This is a genomic window from Pseudomonas sp. GL_093, assembly GCF_057837605.1.
The window spans coordinates 3,952,923-3,966,832 of sequence record NZ_CM174448.1 but is presented as its reverse complement, the minus strand read 5'-3'; the positions used below and the strand labels follow the sequence as shown (position 1 = coordinate 3,966,832).

At 57.6% G+C, this 13,910-nt stretch carries 13 protein-coding genes; 2 read left to right on the top strand and 11 right to left on the bottom strand.

What is annotated here, in order from left to right; all coding sequences use genetic code 11:
- Positions 1-33: 33 nt before the first annotated feature.
- Both AC3IUE_RS18115 and AC3IUE_RS18110 read right to left on the bottom strand, forming a co-directional pair.
- Positions 34-1,581, bottom strand: coding sequence for a UxaA family hydrolase (locus AC3IUE_RS18115; RefSeq protein ID WP_489263175.1), 1,548 nt, complete (start codon positions 1,579-1,581; stop codon positions 34-36).
- Positions 1,582-1,746: 165 nt separating this feature from the next.
- Entirely contained in the window at positions 1,747-2,706 is a 960-nt protein-coding gene (locus tag AC3IUE_RS18110; RefSeq protein ID WP_489263174.1) for a LysR family transcriptional regulator, read from the bottom strand.
- Positions 2,707-2,826: 120 nt separating this feature from the next.
- Here AC3IUE_RS18110 and AC3IUE_RS18105 point away from each other — a divergent pair, with 120 nt between their 5' ends.
- The gene (locus AC3IUE_RS18105; RefSeq protein ID WP_489263173.1) at positions 2,827-4,023 is read left to right on the top strand and encodes a fumarylacetoacetate hydrolase family protein; all 1,197 of its coding nucleotides are present in this window, start codon (positions 2,827-2,829) and stop codon (positions 4,021-4,023) included.
- A gap of 67 nt (positions 4,024-4,090) precedes the next feature.
- On the top strand, positions 4,091-5,458 hold the full coding sequence (locus AC3IUE_RS18100) for an MFS transporter (RefSeq protein WP_489263172.1): 1,368 nt from the start codon (positions 4,091-4,093) through the stop codon (positions 5,456-5,458).
- A gap of 121 nt (positions 5,459-5,579) precedes the next feature.
- On the opposite strand, the gene AC3IUE_RS18095 is transcribed toward AC3IUE_RS18100, so the two are convergent.
- From AC3IUE_RS18095 to AC3IUE_RS18055, 9 genes are all read right to left on the bottom strand, one after another.
- The gene (locus AC3IUE_RS18095) at positions 5,580-6,368 is read right to left on the bottom strand and encodes an SDR family oxidoreductase (RefSeq protein WP_489263170.1); all 789 of its coding nucleotides are present in this window, start codon (positions 6,366-6,368) and stop codon (positions 5,580-5,582) included.
- Between the two features lie 59 nt (positions 6,369-6,427).
- Complete coding sequence (locus tag AC3IUE_RS18090; RefSeq protein WP_489263169.1) at positions 6,428-7,975, bottom strand: amino acid ABC transporter permease/ATP-binding protein; 1,548 nt, start codon at positions 7,973-7,975, stop codon at positions 6,428-6,430.
- A 64-nt stretch (positions 7,976-8,039) separates the two neighbouring features.
- Positions 8,040-8,834, bottom strand: coding sequence for an ABC transporter substrate-binding protein (locus AC3IUE_RS18085; protein ID WP_056741660.1), 795 nt, complete (start codon positions 8,832-8,834; stop codon positions 8,040-8,042).
- Between the two features lie 47 nt (positions 8,835-8,881).
- Positions 8,882-9,952, bottom strand: coding sequence for an isopenicillin N synthase family dioxygenase (locus tag AC3IUE_RS18080; RefSeq protein WP_489263168.1), 1,071 nt, complete (start codon positions 9,950-9,952; stop codon positions 8,882-8,884).
- 14 nt (positions 9,953-9,966) lie between these two features.
- Positions 9,967-10,818 carry a sugar phosphate isomerase/epimerase family protein gene (locus tag AC3IUE_RS18075; protein WP_489263167.1) on the bottom strand — a complete coding sequence of 284 codons (852 nt, stop codon included), beginning with the start codon at positions 10,816-10,818 and terminating at the stop codon, positions 9,967-9,969.
- Between the two features lie 510 nt (positions 10,819-11,328).
- Complete coding sequence (locus tag AC3IUE_RS18070; protein WP_330219783.1) at positions 11,329-11,853, bottom strand: hypothetical protein; 525 nt, start codon at positions 11,851-11,853, stop codon at positions 11,329-11,331.
- A gap of 173 nt (positions 11,854-12,026) precedes the next feature.
- A complete protein-coding gene (locus tag AC3IUE_RS18065) occupies positions 12,027-12,401 on the bottom strand; it encodes a hypothetical protein (RefSeq protein WP_489263166.1) in 375 nt (124 codons plus the stop codon).
- 431 nt (positions 12,402-12,832) lie between these two features.
- On the bottom strand, positions 12,833-13,501 hold the full coding sequence (locus tag AC3IUE_RS18060; protein ID WP_489263165.1) for a polysaccharide lyase family 7 protein: 669 nt from the start codon (positions 13,499-13,501) through the stop codon (positions 12,833-12,835).
- A 239-nt stretch (positions 13,502-13,740) separates the two neighbouring features.
- Positions 13,741-13,896: a hypothetical protein gene (locus AC3IUE_RS18055; protein ID WP_489263164.1), complete on the bottom strand. Its 156-nt coding sequence runs from the start codon at positions 13,894-13,896 to the stop codon at positions 13,741-13,743.
- Between the last annotated feature and the right edge of the window lie 14 nt (positions 13,897-13,910).

Sequence of the window (13,910 nt, the reverse complement as noted above, 5' to 3'; positions counted from 1 at the left end):
GGATTTCAGGGCAATAGGGGAGGAGAGAGGGGTTCAGGTGACTGCGCCGATCTGCCAGGGCACGAATTCGTTCTGCCCGTAACCGTGCTGCTCGCTCATGCTGCGTTCGCCCGAAGCGATGCGCAGCATGAGTTTGAAGATGGCTTCACCGCATTCTTCGATGGTCATGGTGTCTTCGGCGATCTCGCCGCAGTTGATGTCCATGTCTTCGCGCTGGCGGTTCCACAAGGCAGTATTGGTCGCCAGTTTGATCGATGGCGTGGGGGCGCAACCGTAGGCCGAGCCACGTCCGGTGGTGAAGGCGATCAGGTTGGCGCCGCCGGCCACCTGGCCTGTGGCCGATACCGGGTCGTAGCCGGGGGTGTCCATGAACACCAGACCTTTGGCGCTGACCACTTGGGCGTACTCATAGACATCGACCAGATTGCTGGAGCCTGCCTTGGCCACGGCACCCAGGGATTTCTCCAGGATGGTGGTCAAGCCTCCGACCTTGTTACCGGCCGAAGGGTTGTTGTTCAGTTCTGCGCCCATGCGCGCGCAATACGCCTCCCACCAATGGATCCGGGCGATGAGCTTTTCGCCCACGGCGCGGTTGACGGCCCTACGGGTCAGCAGGTGTTCGGCACCGTAGATTTCCGGGGTTTCGGAAAGGATGGCCGTACCGCCACAGGCGACCAGGCGGTCCACTGCATTTCCCAGCGCAGGGTTGGCGGTGATACCGGAATAACCGTCCGAGCCGCCACATTGCAAGCCAATCACCAGATGCCTGGCACTCACGGGTTCGCGCTTGACCTGGTTGGCCTCCTCAAGCAACGCCTTGACCTGGGCGATGCCGCTGGCGACCGCTTTGGAGGTTCCGCCGCTGTCCTGGATGCTGAATGTACGCAGCGTATCGCTGCGGCTCAGGCCTTGGGTGCTGAGCAGCCCTTCGATCTGGTTGGTTTCGCAGCCCAGTCCGATGACCAGCACCGCGGCGAAGTTGGCATGGGTGGCGTAGCCGGCCAATGTTCGGCGCAGCAAGGTCAGGCCTTCGCCGGCGGGGTCCACGGCGCAACCGGCGGAATGAGTGAGGGCGACCACGCCATCGACGTTGGGGTACGCCAGTAACGCGGCAGGATTGATGTCCCGGCGGAAGTGGTCGGCAACGGCGCGGGCCACGGTGGCCGAGCAATTGACCGAGGTCAGGATGCCGATGTAGTTGCGCGTCGCCACTCGACCATCCTGGCGCACGATTCCCATGAAATGCGGCTCGTCGTTCAAGGGTTTGTCGGGTTTCACATCGACGCTGAAGGCATAGTCACGGGCGAAATCGCCCATGGTCAGGTTGTGTACATGCACGTGATCGCCGGCTTCGATAACCCCGGTGGAAAAACCGATGATCTGTCCGTAACGACGCAAGGGCTGGCCGGCTTCGACACAGCGTGCGGCGATCTTGTGGCCGGCGGGTACCGGCTGGCGTACGGTCACGCCTTCCTGCTCGAGTACTTCACCCGCCACCAAAGGCCGACGGGCGATCAATACATCGTCCAGAGGATTGAGGCGCAGGACGGCAGCTGCACCGGTTTTCATGATCAATTCCATCGCAAACTCTCTGGCTATGAAGCGTGGGAGGTCGCTGGCGAACGAGCCGCGCCTTACCTTTGTCGCTGAACTATAAGAGCCGCCGCCCGTGGCTGCCTAATGAGACCTTTGGATTGATCGATAACCTTTTCTCATTGGTTCAGGGTTTTCTGAGTGAAACATCGCTCAACGGTCGCCAGCTTCCCGTCGCAGCCTGGCGAATTCCAGCAACGTATCGGCGAACTCCCGGGCGGCTTCGCTCAGCGGTTCGTCCTTGCGCGTGATGATGCCGTAGTCCTGGGGCTCGACCTTGAACGGCGTGTTGAGCACCTTGAGCAAGCCGCTCTGAACCTGCGACTGGACCATGGATTCGGGCAACATCGCGAGCATCGGTCCCGATTGCAGCAGTTGCAGGAAGGTTGGCATCGAGATGGTCTCGACCGTGTTGGTGGGCGTGCGCACATTGAACTCGGCGAAGGCACTTTCCATTCGCCGCCGTATGGGGGCATTGAAGGGGTACATGACCCAGGGCCAATCGCCGAGCTGATCGGTCGCCACTTCATCGAACTCCGCCAGGGGATGGCGACTGTTGACCACCAGGCAAAAGGGCTCGGGCCCGAGCGCACGAAACTCGAAGGGCTGCTGATAACGCTCATCGGTGAAGCGGGCAATGATCAAGTCGAGTTTTTTATGCTCGAGCATTTCCAGCAGTTGATTGCTGGTTTGCTCGATCACTTCGATGGACAGCATCGGGCGGTCCAGCTTGATCCGGGTGATGGCCTCGGGCAGCACGACCGAGGTCGCGGCGAAAATCGCGCCGACTTTCAAATGACCATGTCCACCTTTGCGCAGCTTATTGAGCTGATCGACGAAAGATTGCGTGTCGTCCAGGGTCATCCGCGCATAGCGGACCACGAACTCGCCGAGCTCGGTCAGGACCATGCTGCGGGTTTGCCGTTCGAACAAGGCAAAGCCGAGCAACAGTTCGATGTCGCGCAACATTTTGCTGATGGCGGGCTGGGTCAGGTTCATCAGCTCGGCGGTGGTATGCATGTTGCGGGTCCGAGCCAGGGTATCGACCAGCATCAGGTGCTTGATCTTGAGCCATTTGCTGACGCTGGCGTATGAAATCTCGTCGTTTTCCATAAGTCGCTCACATCTGATTGATAACGAAACGATATCAAATGCTGAAAATATGTCATTGGGATTTATCGATCCAGTCCACTAGTTTTGCCCGGTCGTTATCGAACTGACCTGGATCTGCATATGCCCAAGCTGAATTTGACTGGTAAAAACACCCTCCCTATCGATGGCCTGGAAGGCACGCTGATCGGTCGCGCCTGGGTGCCGGGGGAGGCCGCAGGCCCGTCGCCGGTGGTACTGCGCGTCGATGGCGTGTTTGATCTGTCGCAGGAGTTTGCGACATTGAGCGATCTGCTTGAGAGCCCGTCACCGCTCGAAGCTGTTCGCGGCGCCCGGGGTCGATACATTGGCAGTGTTGACGAATTGCTGGCCAATACGGGAGTCGGCTCCGACCCCGCCAAAGCTTTCTTTTTGCCCCCGGCTGACCTGCAAGTGATCAAGGCCGCCGGCGTGACATTCGCTTCCAGTATGATCGAGCGCGTGATTGAAGAGCAGGCTGGTGGTGATGCGGTCAAGGCCGAGAGCGTGCGCAACGTGGTCAAGGCAGCTATCGGCGATAACCTGCGTTCGATCAAACCGGGTTCGAGCGAAGCAGCGCGGCTAAAGGCGGTGTTGATCGGGCAGGGGTTGTGGTCGCAATACCTGGAAGTGGGGATCGGCCCTGATGCCGAGATATTCACCAAGGCGCCGGTTCTCGCTTCCGTCGGCAGCGGCAACGAGGTCGGTATTCATCCCGAGTCCAGATGGAACAACCCAGAGCCGGAAATCGTCCTGGCGGTGAACAGCCATGGCCGGATACTGGGCGCAACCCTGGGCAACGACGTCAACTTGCGCGACTTCGAAGGCCGCAGCGCATTGCTGTTGAGCAAGGCCAAGGACAACAATGCGTCTTGTGCGATCGGCCCGTTTATTCGCCTGTTCGACGAAGGCTTTTCTCTGGATGATGTGCGCCGCTGCGTGGTCGACCTAGTGGTCGAAGGTGATGACGGTTTCATCCTGCGCGGCAGCAGTTCGATGGAGCAGATCAGTCGCGATCCGCTGGAGCTGGTAGCCCAGACCGTGGGCAGCAATCACCAGTACCCGGATGGTTTCATGCTGTTCCTTGGCACCCTGTTTGCTCCGACGCAGGATCGTGAAGAGCAGGGCAGCGGTTTCACCCACAAGCAGGGCGATAGCGTCAGCATCGGCAGCCCGTTGCTGGGCACGCTGCACAATCGCGTCACCTACAGCAATCAAGCCACACACTGGACGTTTGGCCTGCGTGCATTGATGGGCAACCTGGCTGCTCGCGGTCTGGTGGCAGGTAAATCACACCACTGATTTGCCTGCCAGAGGTTCCTGGCAGATGAAAACAGTGGTCGCTGGACAATAATAATAAGGCACACAAATGATGACCAAAAACACAACGAGAGCGGATCACGCGGCAGCCATCGAGAGCGCCATCGCCAAATGCCGGTGGAAGCTGTTGCCGTTCCTGGCATTGATGTTTGCCCTGGCGATGATCGATCGCTCCAACGTCGGGTTCGCCAAGGCGGCACTGCAAACCGATATCGGCTTGAGCAATGCAGCCTTCGCTCTGGGCGCGGGTATTTTCTTTATCGGTTATGCGATCTTCGAAGTCCCCAGCAACCTGATGTTGCACCGGGTCGGCGCACGGCTCTGGCTCAGCCGGATCATGATCACCTGGGGGCTGGTGTCCGCCGCCATGATGTTCACCCGGGATGAAACAACGTTTTACGTCCTGCGATTTCTGCTCGGTGTGGCCGAAGCGGGCTTTTCCCCGGGTGTCATCCTGTACCTGACCTACTGGTTTCCGGCCCAGCGTCGCGGTCAGGCCATCGGGATCTACTATTTCGGCTTGCCAATGGCCCTGATGCTGGGCAGTCCGCTGTCGGGCTGGTTGCTGGAAATGCATGGCATGTTCAACCTGACCAACTGGCAGTGGATGTTCCTGGTGGAAGGCCTGGCGGCTGTCGTCGTGGGGATCATTGCGTTGTTCTATCTCAAGAGTAAGCCAAAGGATGCCCCTTGGCTGACCCGCGAGGAGAAGGCCGCCCTGAGCCAGGAGCTCGAAGCCGAAGACAAGCTCAAACTGGCCCATGGCCCGAACAACCTGTTGGGCCTGATTCGCAACAAGCGAGTACTGAAGTTCATCCTGATCTACTTCAGCGTTCAGGTCAGTGTGTACGGGGTGATCTTTTATCTGCCAACCCGAATTGCGGAGCTGCTGGGGACCAAGGTCGGTTTAGAGGTGGGCATGTTCATTTCACTGCCATGGCTGTGTGCCGCCATTGCCATGTACTTTGTGACGCGTTATGCCGACCGGCATGGGGCGCACCTGAAGATGGCGATGTGCATGCTCGGTATGGCAGCCCTTGGCATTGCCGCTTCGGCCTTGCTCAACAGCTTTGCCCCGGTACTGCTGGCTTTCTGTTTCGCAGCCGCTGGTTTCGTGACTGTTCAACCGCTGTTCTGGACGCTGCCGACCGGCTACCTCGGAGGGGTCGCCGCGGCAGGCGGTATTGCCCTGATCGGTTCCATGGGCAACATCGGCGGCTTTGTCGCGCCAATGCTCAAGGCCAATATGGAGGTCTGGTTCACCGATCCACGGGCAGGGATGTTGTCGCTGTCGGCCGCGGGGTTGGTAGGGGTTTACCTGCTATGGACGTTGCGTGTGCCGAAGGGGCAACTGCAGGTCCATCAAGGTCCGCTGGACGGGGTGGCAAATAACGCCCGGGCACCTTCGAATCCTTGAAACCACAATAGACCGAAAAAAATAGCCGAAGCCTTTTAAGGGCTTCGGCTTTTTTTTGTCCATAAATCCTGCCGGTGTGAGTGCGGTCAGTGCCTTCTCCCGGGTTCAACGCCTGCCGTCTTTATTGGCTGGAGCGAATAGCCCCTCCATCAATCAACAAGTTCTGCCCGGTCAGGTAGCCCGCATGACTGCTGCAAACGAAAGCGCACAGAGCACCGAACTCCTCGGGTGAGCCGAAGCGTTTAGCAGGAATTTCGCGACGGCATTCGCCGAGGAATGCCTCACTGTCTTGCCCCAACTCTTCGGCGGCAGCGACCAGGTTGTCACGCAGTCGATCGGTGTCGAATGAGCCCGGTTGCAGGTTGTTGATCGTCACATTCCGACTGGCAATGTTTTCTTGTCGGGCAAGCCCTGCAATAAATCCCGTCAGACCACTGCGCGCGCCATTGGACAGACCCAGGCTTTCGATAGGGGACTTCACGGCACTCGACGTGATGTTGATGATTCGGCCAAATCCGCGTGCCGCCATACCGTCTACCGTTGCCTTGATCAACTCGATAGGGGTGAGCATGTTGGTATCCAGCGCCTTGAGCCAGGCGTCGCGGTTCCATTCGCGGAAATCCCCGGGAGGAGGGCCTCCAGCGTTATTGATCAAAATATCGAAATGCTCATGGGCCATGAGGGCTGCCGCGCGACCCGCAGGCGTTGAAATGTCTCCGGCTACGGCGATGACAGTCACTTCAGGATTTATCGCCCTGAGCTGACGGGCTGTTTCATTCAGCGTCTGTTCGCCTCGGGCGGTGATCACCACGTTCACGCCTTCGCTGACGAGTGCCTGTGCGCAGGCTTTACCCAGGCCTTTGCTGGCCGCGCACACCAGCGCCCAACGTCCTGCTATTCCAAGATTCATGCGTGTTTTCCTGAAGGAAGGAAGCTCATAGAAAGTGGTTGCCTACTGCCGAACCCTGCTCACGCATGATTCGCAGTGATAGGCAGGTTTGGCGATCGAACACTGATTCCCATAAAGCGCCGCACTCGCTCTCCTTCGGCATCGCAGCGTATGGTTTCAGGTGCGGCATCCAGTTGGATATTGCCGTTCTCCATGAAGACGACCCTGTCGGATATCGACATGGCAAAGTCCATTTCGTGGGTGACGATAATCATGGTCATGCCTTCACTGGCAAGGTCGCGTATGACGTTCAGCACATCGCCCACCAACTCTGGATCGAGCGCTGACGTAGGCTCGTCGAACAGCATGATGTCCGGCTCCATGGCCAAAGCACGAGCGATCGCCACGCGCTGTTGCTGTCCGCCGGAGAGCTGGTGCGGGTACTTGTGGGCGTGGGCGAGCAGGCCGACCTTGTCCAGCAGCGCATAAGCACGGTGTTCGCTCAGCTCGCCCGGGATGCCGTGGTAACGCGGCGCCAGCGTGACGTTGTCGAGAATGGTGCGGTGCGGGAACAGATTGAAGTTCTGGAACACCATGCCAATGTGCCGCACGCCTTTGCGCAGACGGGCGCTGTTGGGTTTGTCCGACGCTTCGATGAATTTTTCACCGAACAACAGAATGTCGCCGGTATCGATGCTTTCCAGACCGTTGACCGTGCGGATCAGCGACGTTTTGCCGGAACCGGATGGGCCAATGATCGAGATCACCTGGCCGTATTCGACCTTCAGATCGATACCCATCAGCACTTGGTGCGTGCCATAGCTCTTCTGGATGTTCTTCAGTTGCAGGATGGGCGTCGCGTTGCTGCCCGCGGCTTTACGCGCATTGTCGGGCAAGGCTTCGGCGCAAGCCTTGAGCTTGACCACGGCGGCGGCATCGAGTGTATGCGGCTTGCGGAAGTTCAGGTCCAGGTAGCGCTCCAGACGCTGCAGGAAATAGCCGAACACGGTGACGATCAGCACGTAGTACACGCCCACCGCAGCCAGGGTTTCCATGACCAGGAAGTTGGTGGCATAGAGGCGTTGGCCGACCGTGAGGATTTCGGTCAGGGAGATGACCGAAACCAGCGACGTCAGCTTGACCACTGTGATGTATTCATTGATCAACGTAGGCAGCGAGATACGGAAAGCCTGAGGGATCACGATCAAGCGCTGCATGCCGAACAGGCCGACACCCAGCGCGCGGCCTGCTTCCTTCTGGCCCTTGGCCACGGAGATCAGACCACCACGGTGGATCTCCGCCATGTAAGCCGCTTCGGTGACCACCAGGGCAAGCAAGCCCGAGTAGAAGGGGTTTGACAGAATCGGTCCGCTACCGGGAAACAATTGCGGCAAGTTGTAGACGAAGACCACCAGCACCAGCAACGGGATGCTGCGGAAGAACCAGATATAGACCGCCGCGGGAATGCGCAGTAAGGGCGACTGGGACAACTTGGCCGTGGCCAGGCCAAAGCCCAGCAGCATGCCGAGGAACCAGGCCAGGGCACTGAGCTGGACCACCGTGACGCAGGCCTTCCAGAAGTCCGGCAGGGAGAACAGGGAGAGGAAATACGACCAATCGAATTGCATAGGGCACCTCGATCTGCCGCCCCGGTGCAGGGGCGGCAGATGACCAGACTACAAGGACACGTTCTTAGTGGGCAGTCGGTTCTTCCAAGCCATATTTCTTGAGAATAGCGGCGTACTCACCGCTCTTTTTGGTCTCCTCGAAGGCTTTTTGCACGGCCTGGAATGTTTCGTCGTTACCTTTCTTGACGAAGATGCCCAGGGTTTGCTGATAGATCGGGTGTTCGGTGGTGATCACTACCCGGCCGTTGGTTTTTTCCGCGATCAATTTTGCGGCGCCAGCGATTTCAACCTGGGCCTGAATGTTCTTGGACAACAGGGCCTGGGTCACTTCGGGTGCCGAGGGGTACTCGCTGACGGTGATGGCGCCTTTGTTGTTCGGCACGCAGTACTCATCGGAGAGCTTCCTGAATTCCTTGACCCAGGTGGTGCCCTGTTCCAGGCCCAGTTTCAAGCCGCACAGGTCTTCAGGTTTTTTCGCATTGATCTCGCTGCCCTTGGGCACCATGACCGCGGCACCGGTGTTGGCATAGGCGATGGTCTGGGCCTGAGTCTGGCGCTCCGGTGTGATGTACATGCCGGAAATGACCGCGTCGTATTTGGCGGAGTTCAGGCCCAGGATCAGGCTCGGGAACTTGGTGTCGACGAACTCCACCTTGGCGTTCATGTGCTTGGCCAGTGCCGCTGCTATCTCGGGGTCCGAACCCACCACGTTTTTGTCCTTGTCATAGGACTCGAAAGGAGGGTAGGTGATTTCCATGCCGACCTTGAACGTGTCTGTCGCGGCCATGCTCACCGAGGCACCGAGCATGCCGGCTGCCAATACAGCCAGGCTCAACAGGTTTTTTTTATTGTTTTTCATTATTTACAGACTCCGGCGTAGGTAAGGGGTGTAGTTGAAAACTTCAATCAGGACGGTTGAACCTGATTTTTCAAATGTCCGAAACTGGCGGGCTTGCGTGCCTTGCCTGGCAGTTGAACGTCCCCATTGGCCACCCTCTGGCGCAGATACTGATAGGTCTGCAGTGCCTGGCCATACATGTGTTCGCCGATCGTGATTTCTTCGTAGTCGTTACCTCCCTGGGCGAACCCGGGCAGTGGTTTGATCTGGGTGTGATAGTCGCAGGCATAAAACAGTGGAAAGGAATAACGCTCCTCCTTCACGCTCCGCACCCGGTGCGCAGTGGCAACGAATGCGCCTGCCGTCATCACTTCCAGCATGTCGCCGATGTTCACCACAAAGGCATCGGCAATCGGTGGTGCATCGATCCATTGTCCAAGGTTGTTCATCACCTCAAGGCCTGGTTTGTCGGCCAGGAGGATGGTGAAGCACTCATAATCAGTATGGGCGCCAAGGCCCGGTGCGTCATGGGCGGCACCGTCGAAGGGGTAGTGGATCAGGCGCAGCTTGGACGGCGGGCGGGTGACCAGGCTGTCGAAATAGTTTTCTTCCAGGCCCAGGGTCAGGGCAAAGCCGCCGAACAGACGCCGGCCCAAGGCGAAGATCGCTTCATAGTAGGCCTGCACCGACGCCTTGAAACCCTGCAGCTGCGGCCAGTCGTTGGGCCCCAGCAGCGGGGTGTTGGCCAACACCAGCGGGTCATCGGCCGGGACTTCGAAGCCAACGTCGAAGGCTTCCTTGTGGTCCGGCTTGCCTTTGGAATAGACCTCTTCGCCTTCGGGTACAAAGCCCTTGTGGGTTTGCGAGGTGCCGATGTAGTGCCGCATTTTGGTGTCGAAGGGCTGGTCGAAAAAGTCCTTGGCAGCCTTGCGCAGGTTGGCGATCAGTTGCGGGTCGATACCGTGATTGGTGATATAGAGGAACCCGACTTCGCTGGCGGCGCGCCCCAAATGTTCGGCCACGGCCAGGCGGTGTTCCAGTTCGACGCTGAACAGACCGGCGATGTTGACCACCGGGATGCTATTGAAGTTGGCTTTGTGTGTGTCAGTGCTGGCGCTGTTGTTTTTATTGTCAGGCATGACGCATCGGCTCCCTAAGGATTGCTTGAGTGGTGGAAACGCTCGAAGTGTTCGCGCTCGGTCTGGCCCATCCACACGTTCAATGACCACAGGTCGGCGACCGGGACATTGGTGAAGGGCAAATGATGCAGGTAGCCGTCGGCGCCGAATTCCGGGGTCAGGGTGCTGACCTGATAACCGCGGGCTTGCTGCGAGCGCCAGATGCTTTCCCAGTGCTGCTGATGGAAAGCCAGTTCCTTTGCATATTCAGGAGCCGCCGGGTGCGGAACCTGCGGGCCCTGGTCGTAACCGACCCGGGCCTGGATATGGTGAACCCGCTCGATGAAAGCGCTCAGATCATCGGCCGGGTCATTCAACAGACGCTCGCAGGTCACGACCCAATGGCTGATGTCACTGGTGAACAACAGATCGGGCAGTTGCCGGATCAACTCCAGGGTCACCCAAGGGTTGAACAGCGACCGCGAGCGGTGGGTTTCGAAACTGCAGACCTGACCGTGCTTGCGCGCCAGTTCCAGTGCCTGACCGAAGAACTCCACTTGTTGTGGCAAGGACCAGCGATCGTTGCCCGCCAGCACGTTGACGAAACGTGGGCCGAGCTCGGCGGCCCCGGCGAGTTTCTGATCGAGGTCATTGAGGTGAACGGCAGGGGTCGCCGACTGGTCTGGCAGCACATCGTACGCCGTGAAGACTGTGCTGATATAACCCAGGCGATTGGCCTGGAGAAAGGCGGCGAACTCAGCCCGTTCACGGGCGTCCAGTGGCAGACGTGCTTCCATTCCATCAAAGCCCACCTGCAGCAGCTCTTCAAGCGCCTGGGCCTTGCTGGCGGTGTAACCCCACAGCGTGCGGAAAATTTCCAGCTTCATCGGTGATCCTCAAAATCTTCAGGCCTACTGCAAAAGCACTTCGACAAAGCCAGTCGGCGATCAAGGGCCAGCAACGGCAGAGGATTGTTGAGCTGTGTCTCTGCCTGATGGGTCCCACTAAGCGCTGCCGTGGCGAGTTCGCTGTGGAGCCGATGTTAGGCATAGGCGGCGGGGTGGAAGAATCCGAAAATTCAAATGAATACTTCAGACTTTCGTCAACAAATAGCTAGCTATTTATCGCGTTTTTCAAGGGGGATTTTATGGGCGAGTAGGTGTCTACGCTGGCTATTAGCGATGGATGCCATTGTTACGGCATCATTTTGAAGAGTCCCAAGCGACACCGGGGCGTTGATGGCTCGCTTCTGGCTGTGGATTCAACCGGTCGATGCAACAGATTGGCTAAATCGTTCTGCGGGCGTTTCGTGGTTTAGTGTTTTTCGAGGGCGGCTATTTAGCTGCCTTGCCACTTCATTGAGCGTGGCGTGCGAAACAGGCCAAAACAGCCTGGGCTCAATGTCCATATTCAACGTAGGGATCCAAGTAGAAACCTTGCGTATCCCAGTTGATTCGATAAATCACTTCTTTCCCAGGCTTGATGTTGGCCGCGAAAGTTTTGATCGCGACACCAGCACATAATCCAGACTCGGCTAGCCCGGTGCCGAGGTTCACTTCACCGCCAGGCAAAACGAAAGATGCCTTCTGGCCGGGACCTATCTTGGCTGCGCGCTGACCGTCAATGTAGAACACGACGTCACATCCCGCACCGACAAGCCCGTCATCACGGAGAATGGTCAGGCGTCCCGGATCTTTCGAACCCTGGCTTTTGAACGCGTACATCTCATAGGCCGGCACTGGCCGCGCTTCAGAAACCCGCATAGGTGATGTTGCGCAACCGCCCAAGGCCAGCAAGAGCGCCCCCGTTGCGATAATCCTTCGCATAATTTTCCCTCCTGAAAAGGGCGAATGTATCAGAGCGTCATACTGCTTTGCTTCATAAAGCCATTCGCCAAAAACACCATCGCCAAGTACTACCAAGAGTGTCTGCTTTTGGCTGGTTTCTGCCCGTCGCGACCTGTTGAATCCACAACCCATTGCGGACATTGACTAACGATTAAACCATTTGTGTGGATGCCCATGGTTTAGTAAGAACCCCAGCGTGTGCTGGATGTTGGCGGTGAGCGTTAGGCAAATGAAGATAAGCCGAATATTCATTCGGCCTGCTCCATCTCGTAGCACTCCCATTTGCTACCCAAGGCTTCACGGTAGGCACCCCAACCAGGCGGAAGGTTTGCAATGTCGATCAATGTTGGATCGTGCTCGACGATGCATTCCATGCTGACTACAAGGGCATCAGATGGGACATTAGTTGTGCCACAGGTGAATGACCAAGAATGATCATCACAGTAATGGACTACGCGCAGGATAGGGAGTCCTTCCCGCAGTGCCTGTCGTGTCGTTACGGCTGCAACATTCTTCGCTTGATCGAACGTCCAATCGTTTCGCATGTGTTTGAGAAGCCTAACTAGAGATATAAGTGACGTAGCGCTTTTTGCCGTTTGGGTCTGATAACGCATCATACCCATGCGTAACTCCTCGTCTACTTGTGAGCGGCTGCTTCTGGCCCAGGCTGTGTGAAAACGTTTTGGAGCAGATTTTACAGTCAGGTCTGGAGCGAAAATCGCGTTCCTACGCAAATTTCCGGTCTACTGATAAACCAAACGCTGGCAGATTTTACGTAGCAACGCAGAGTTCAAAACGGCGCATACGTTTTCACACAGCCTGGGCCGATAGCTGCCCATCGCGAAATCGTGCCGCCACCTTCGACACCCGCCTGCAATAGCAGCGAATCCCACTGTATGCGCACGCAATGGTTTTGAAAGGCTTCGAGGGTACCTGCCGCCCGCGCGGTTGAGTTCACTGATAGCTAGCCACTTGGTAGCCGATCGACGAGGAAATCCACTAAAGACTTCACCCTTCGGATCGGCGTGCCAATGGTAGTGACCTAAAGAAGCAACTAAATGTTGTGTTGGATCTCCAGCATCCTGAACGTCACTTTTCCGCCCTCGGTGGGATAGCCGGTGTTGTCCTGCACATACGCACCCGCTTTGAAATACAGTGGTTTGGTCTTCCAGCTCGGGTCGATGGTGGTTCTCCAGTTGTTTCCTGCTGCGCTGATGCCCAGCGCGCCCTTCGGGCTGAGGTGGATCTGGTAGGAAAAGTTGCAGTCGAGCGGCACACCCGTCGCAATGGTAATGACCTGGCCCTCTTCATCGTCGGGGCGCATGCGCACCTTGACGACAATGTTTCCCGTCGAAGTCGACGTTTTGTATTGGTATTCCAGCTTCACCATGGGGCTGCTGCTGTCCTTGTTGTGAATCTGACCAATCACGATCTTGCCGGTGCTGGGCACCTGATTGACGGTCAGACTCGCCCGCAGAATGTTATCCGCCGCTGAATACTGCCAGTTGCGCAGCGTTCCATCGCTATAGGTTTCCCGCAACTCGCTGCGCGGGTAAATAGCGTTGGCCGTCCTGGAACCGGTCACAGGTGCCCAGAAGGAAAGGGTAGCGGCTTCAGAACTGAAATACTGGTCCTTGAAGCCTTGCGACAGTCGAGGCGTTTCTATGGTGGCCGGTGGGCTGCCTTCAGGGATGCTTAAATTCCAGGTGGCGAGGTCGATCATGTCAATAATCCTGTATGCGGGGAATGTTGCGGCCACAGTTGCGCTCGAACCGACGCTATTGAGCTGTGTCAATGGGGTCTGCTGATTAGGAAATCCGTATGGCGGTAGATTGACGTCAAATGTTCGTCGAGGCGGTCGTTGCAGGCTTTGTGCCTACGGGGGCACCGTTAGTCGGCTATTTTGGGAGTTGATGGAACTAATCCGGGTTCCTGAAACGCACTCAGTGCGAGGCAGGTCACTCAGACCAGCCGAGCGCCACCGTCGATGTTTAGCGTGGCGCCGTTCATAAAGGTGTTGGTCATCAGGAAAACGGTAGCGGCGCCTGCTTCAGCGGCGGTACCGATGCGAAGCCCATATACGCTCTTCGAACGCCCGACGCAGGTAGTTGATTTCAACGTCCAGCACCTTG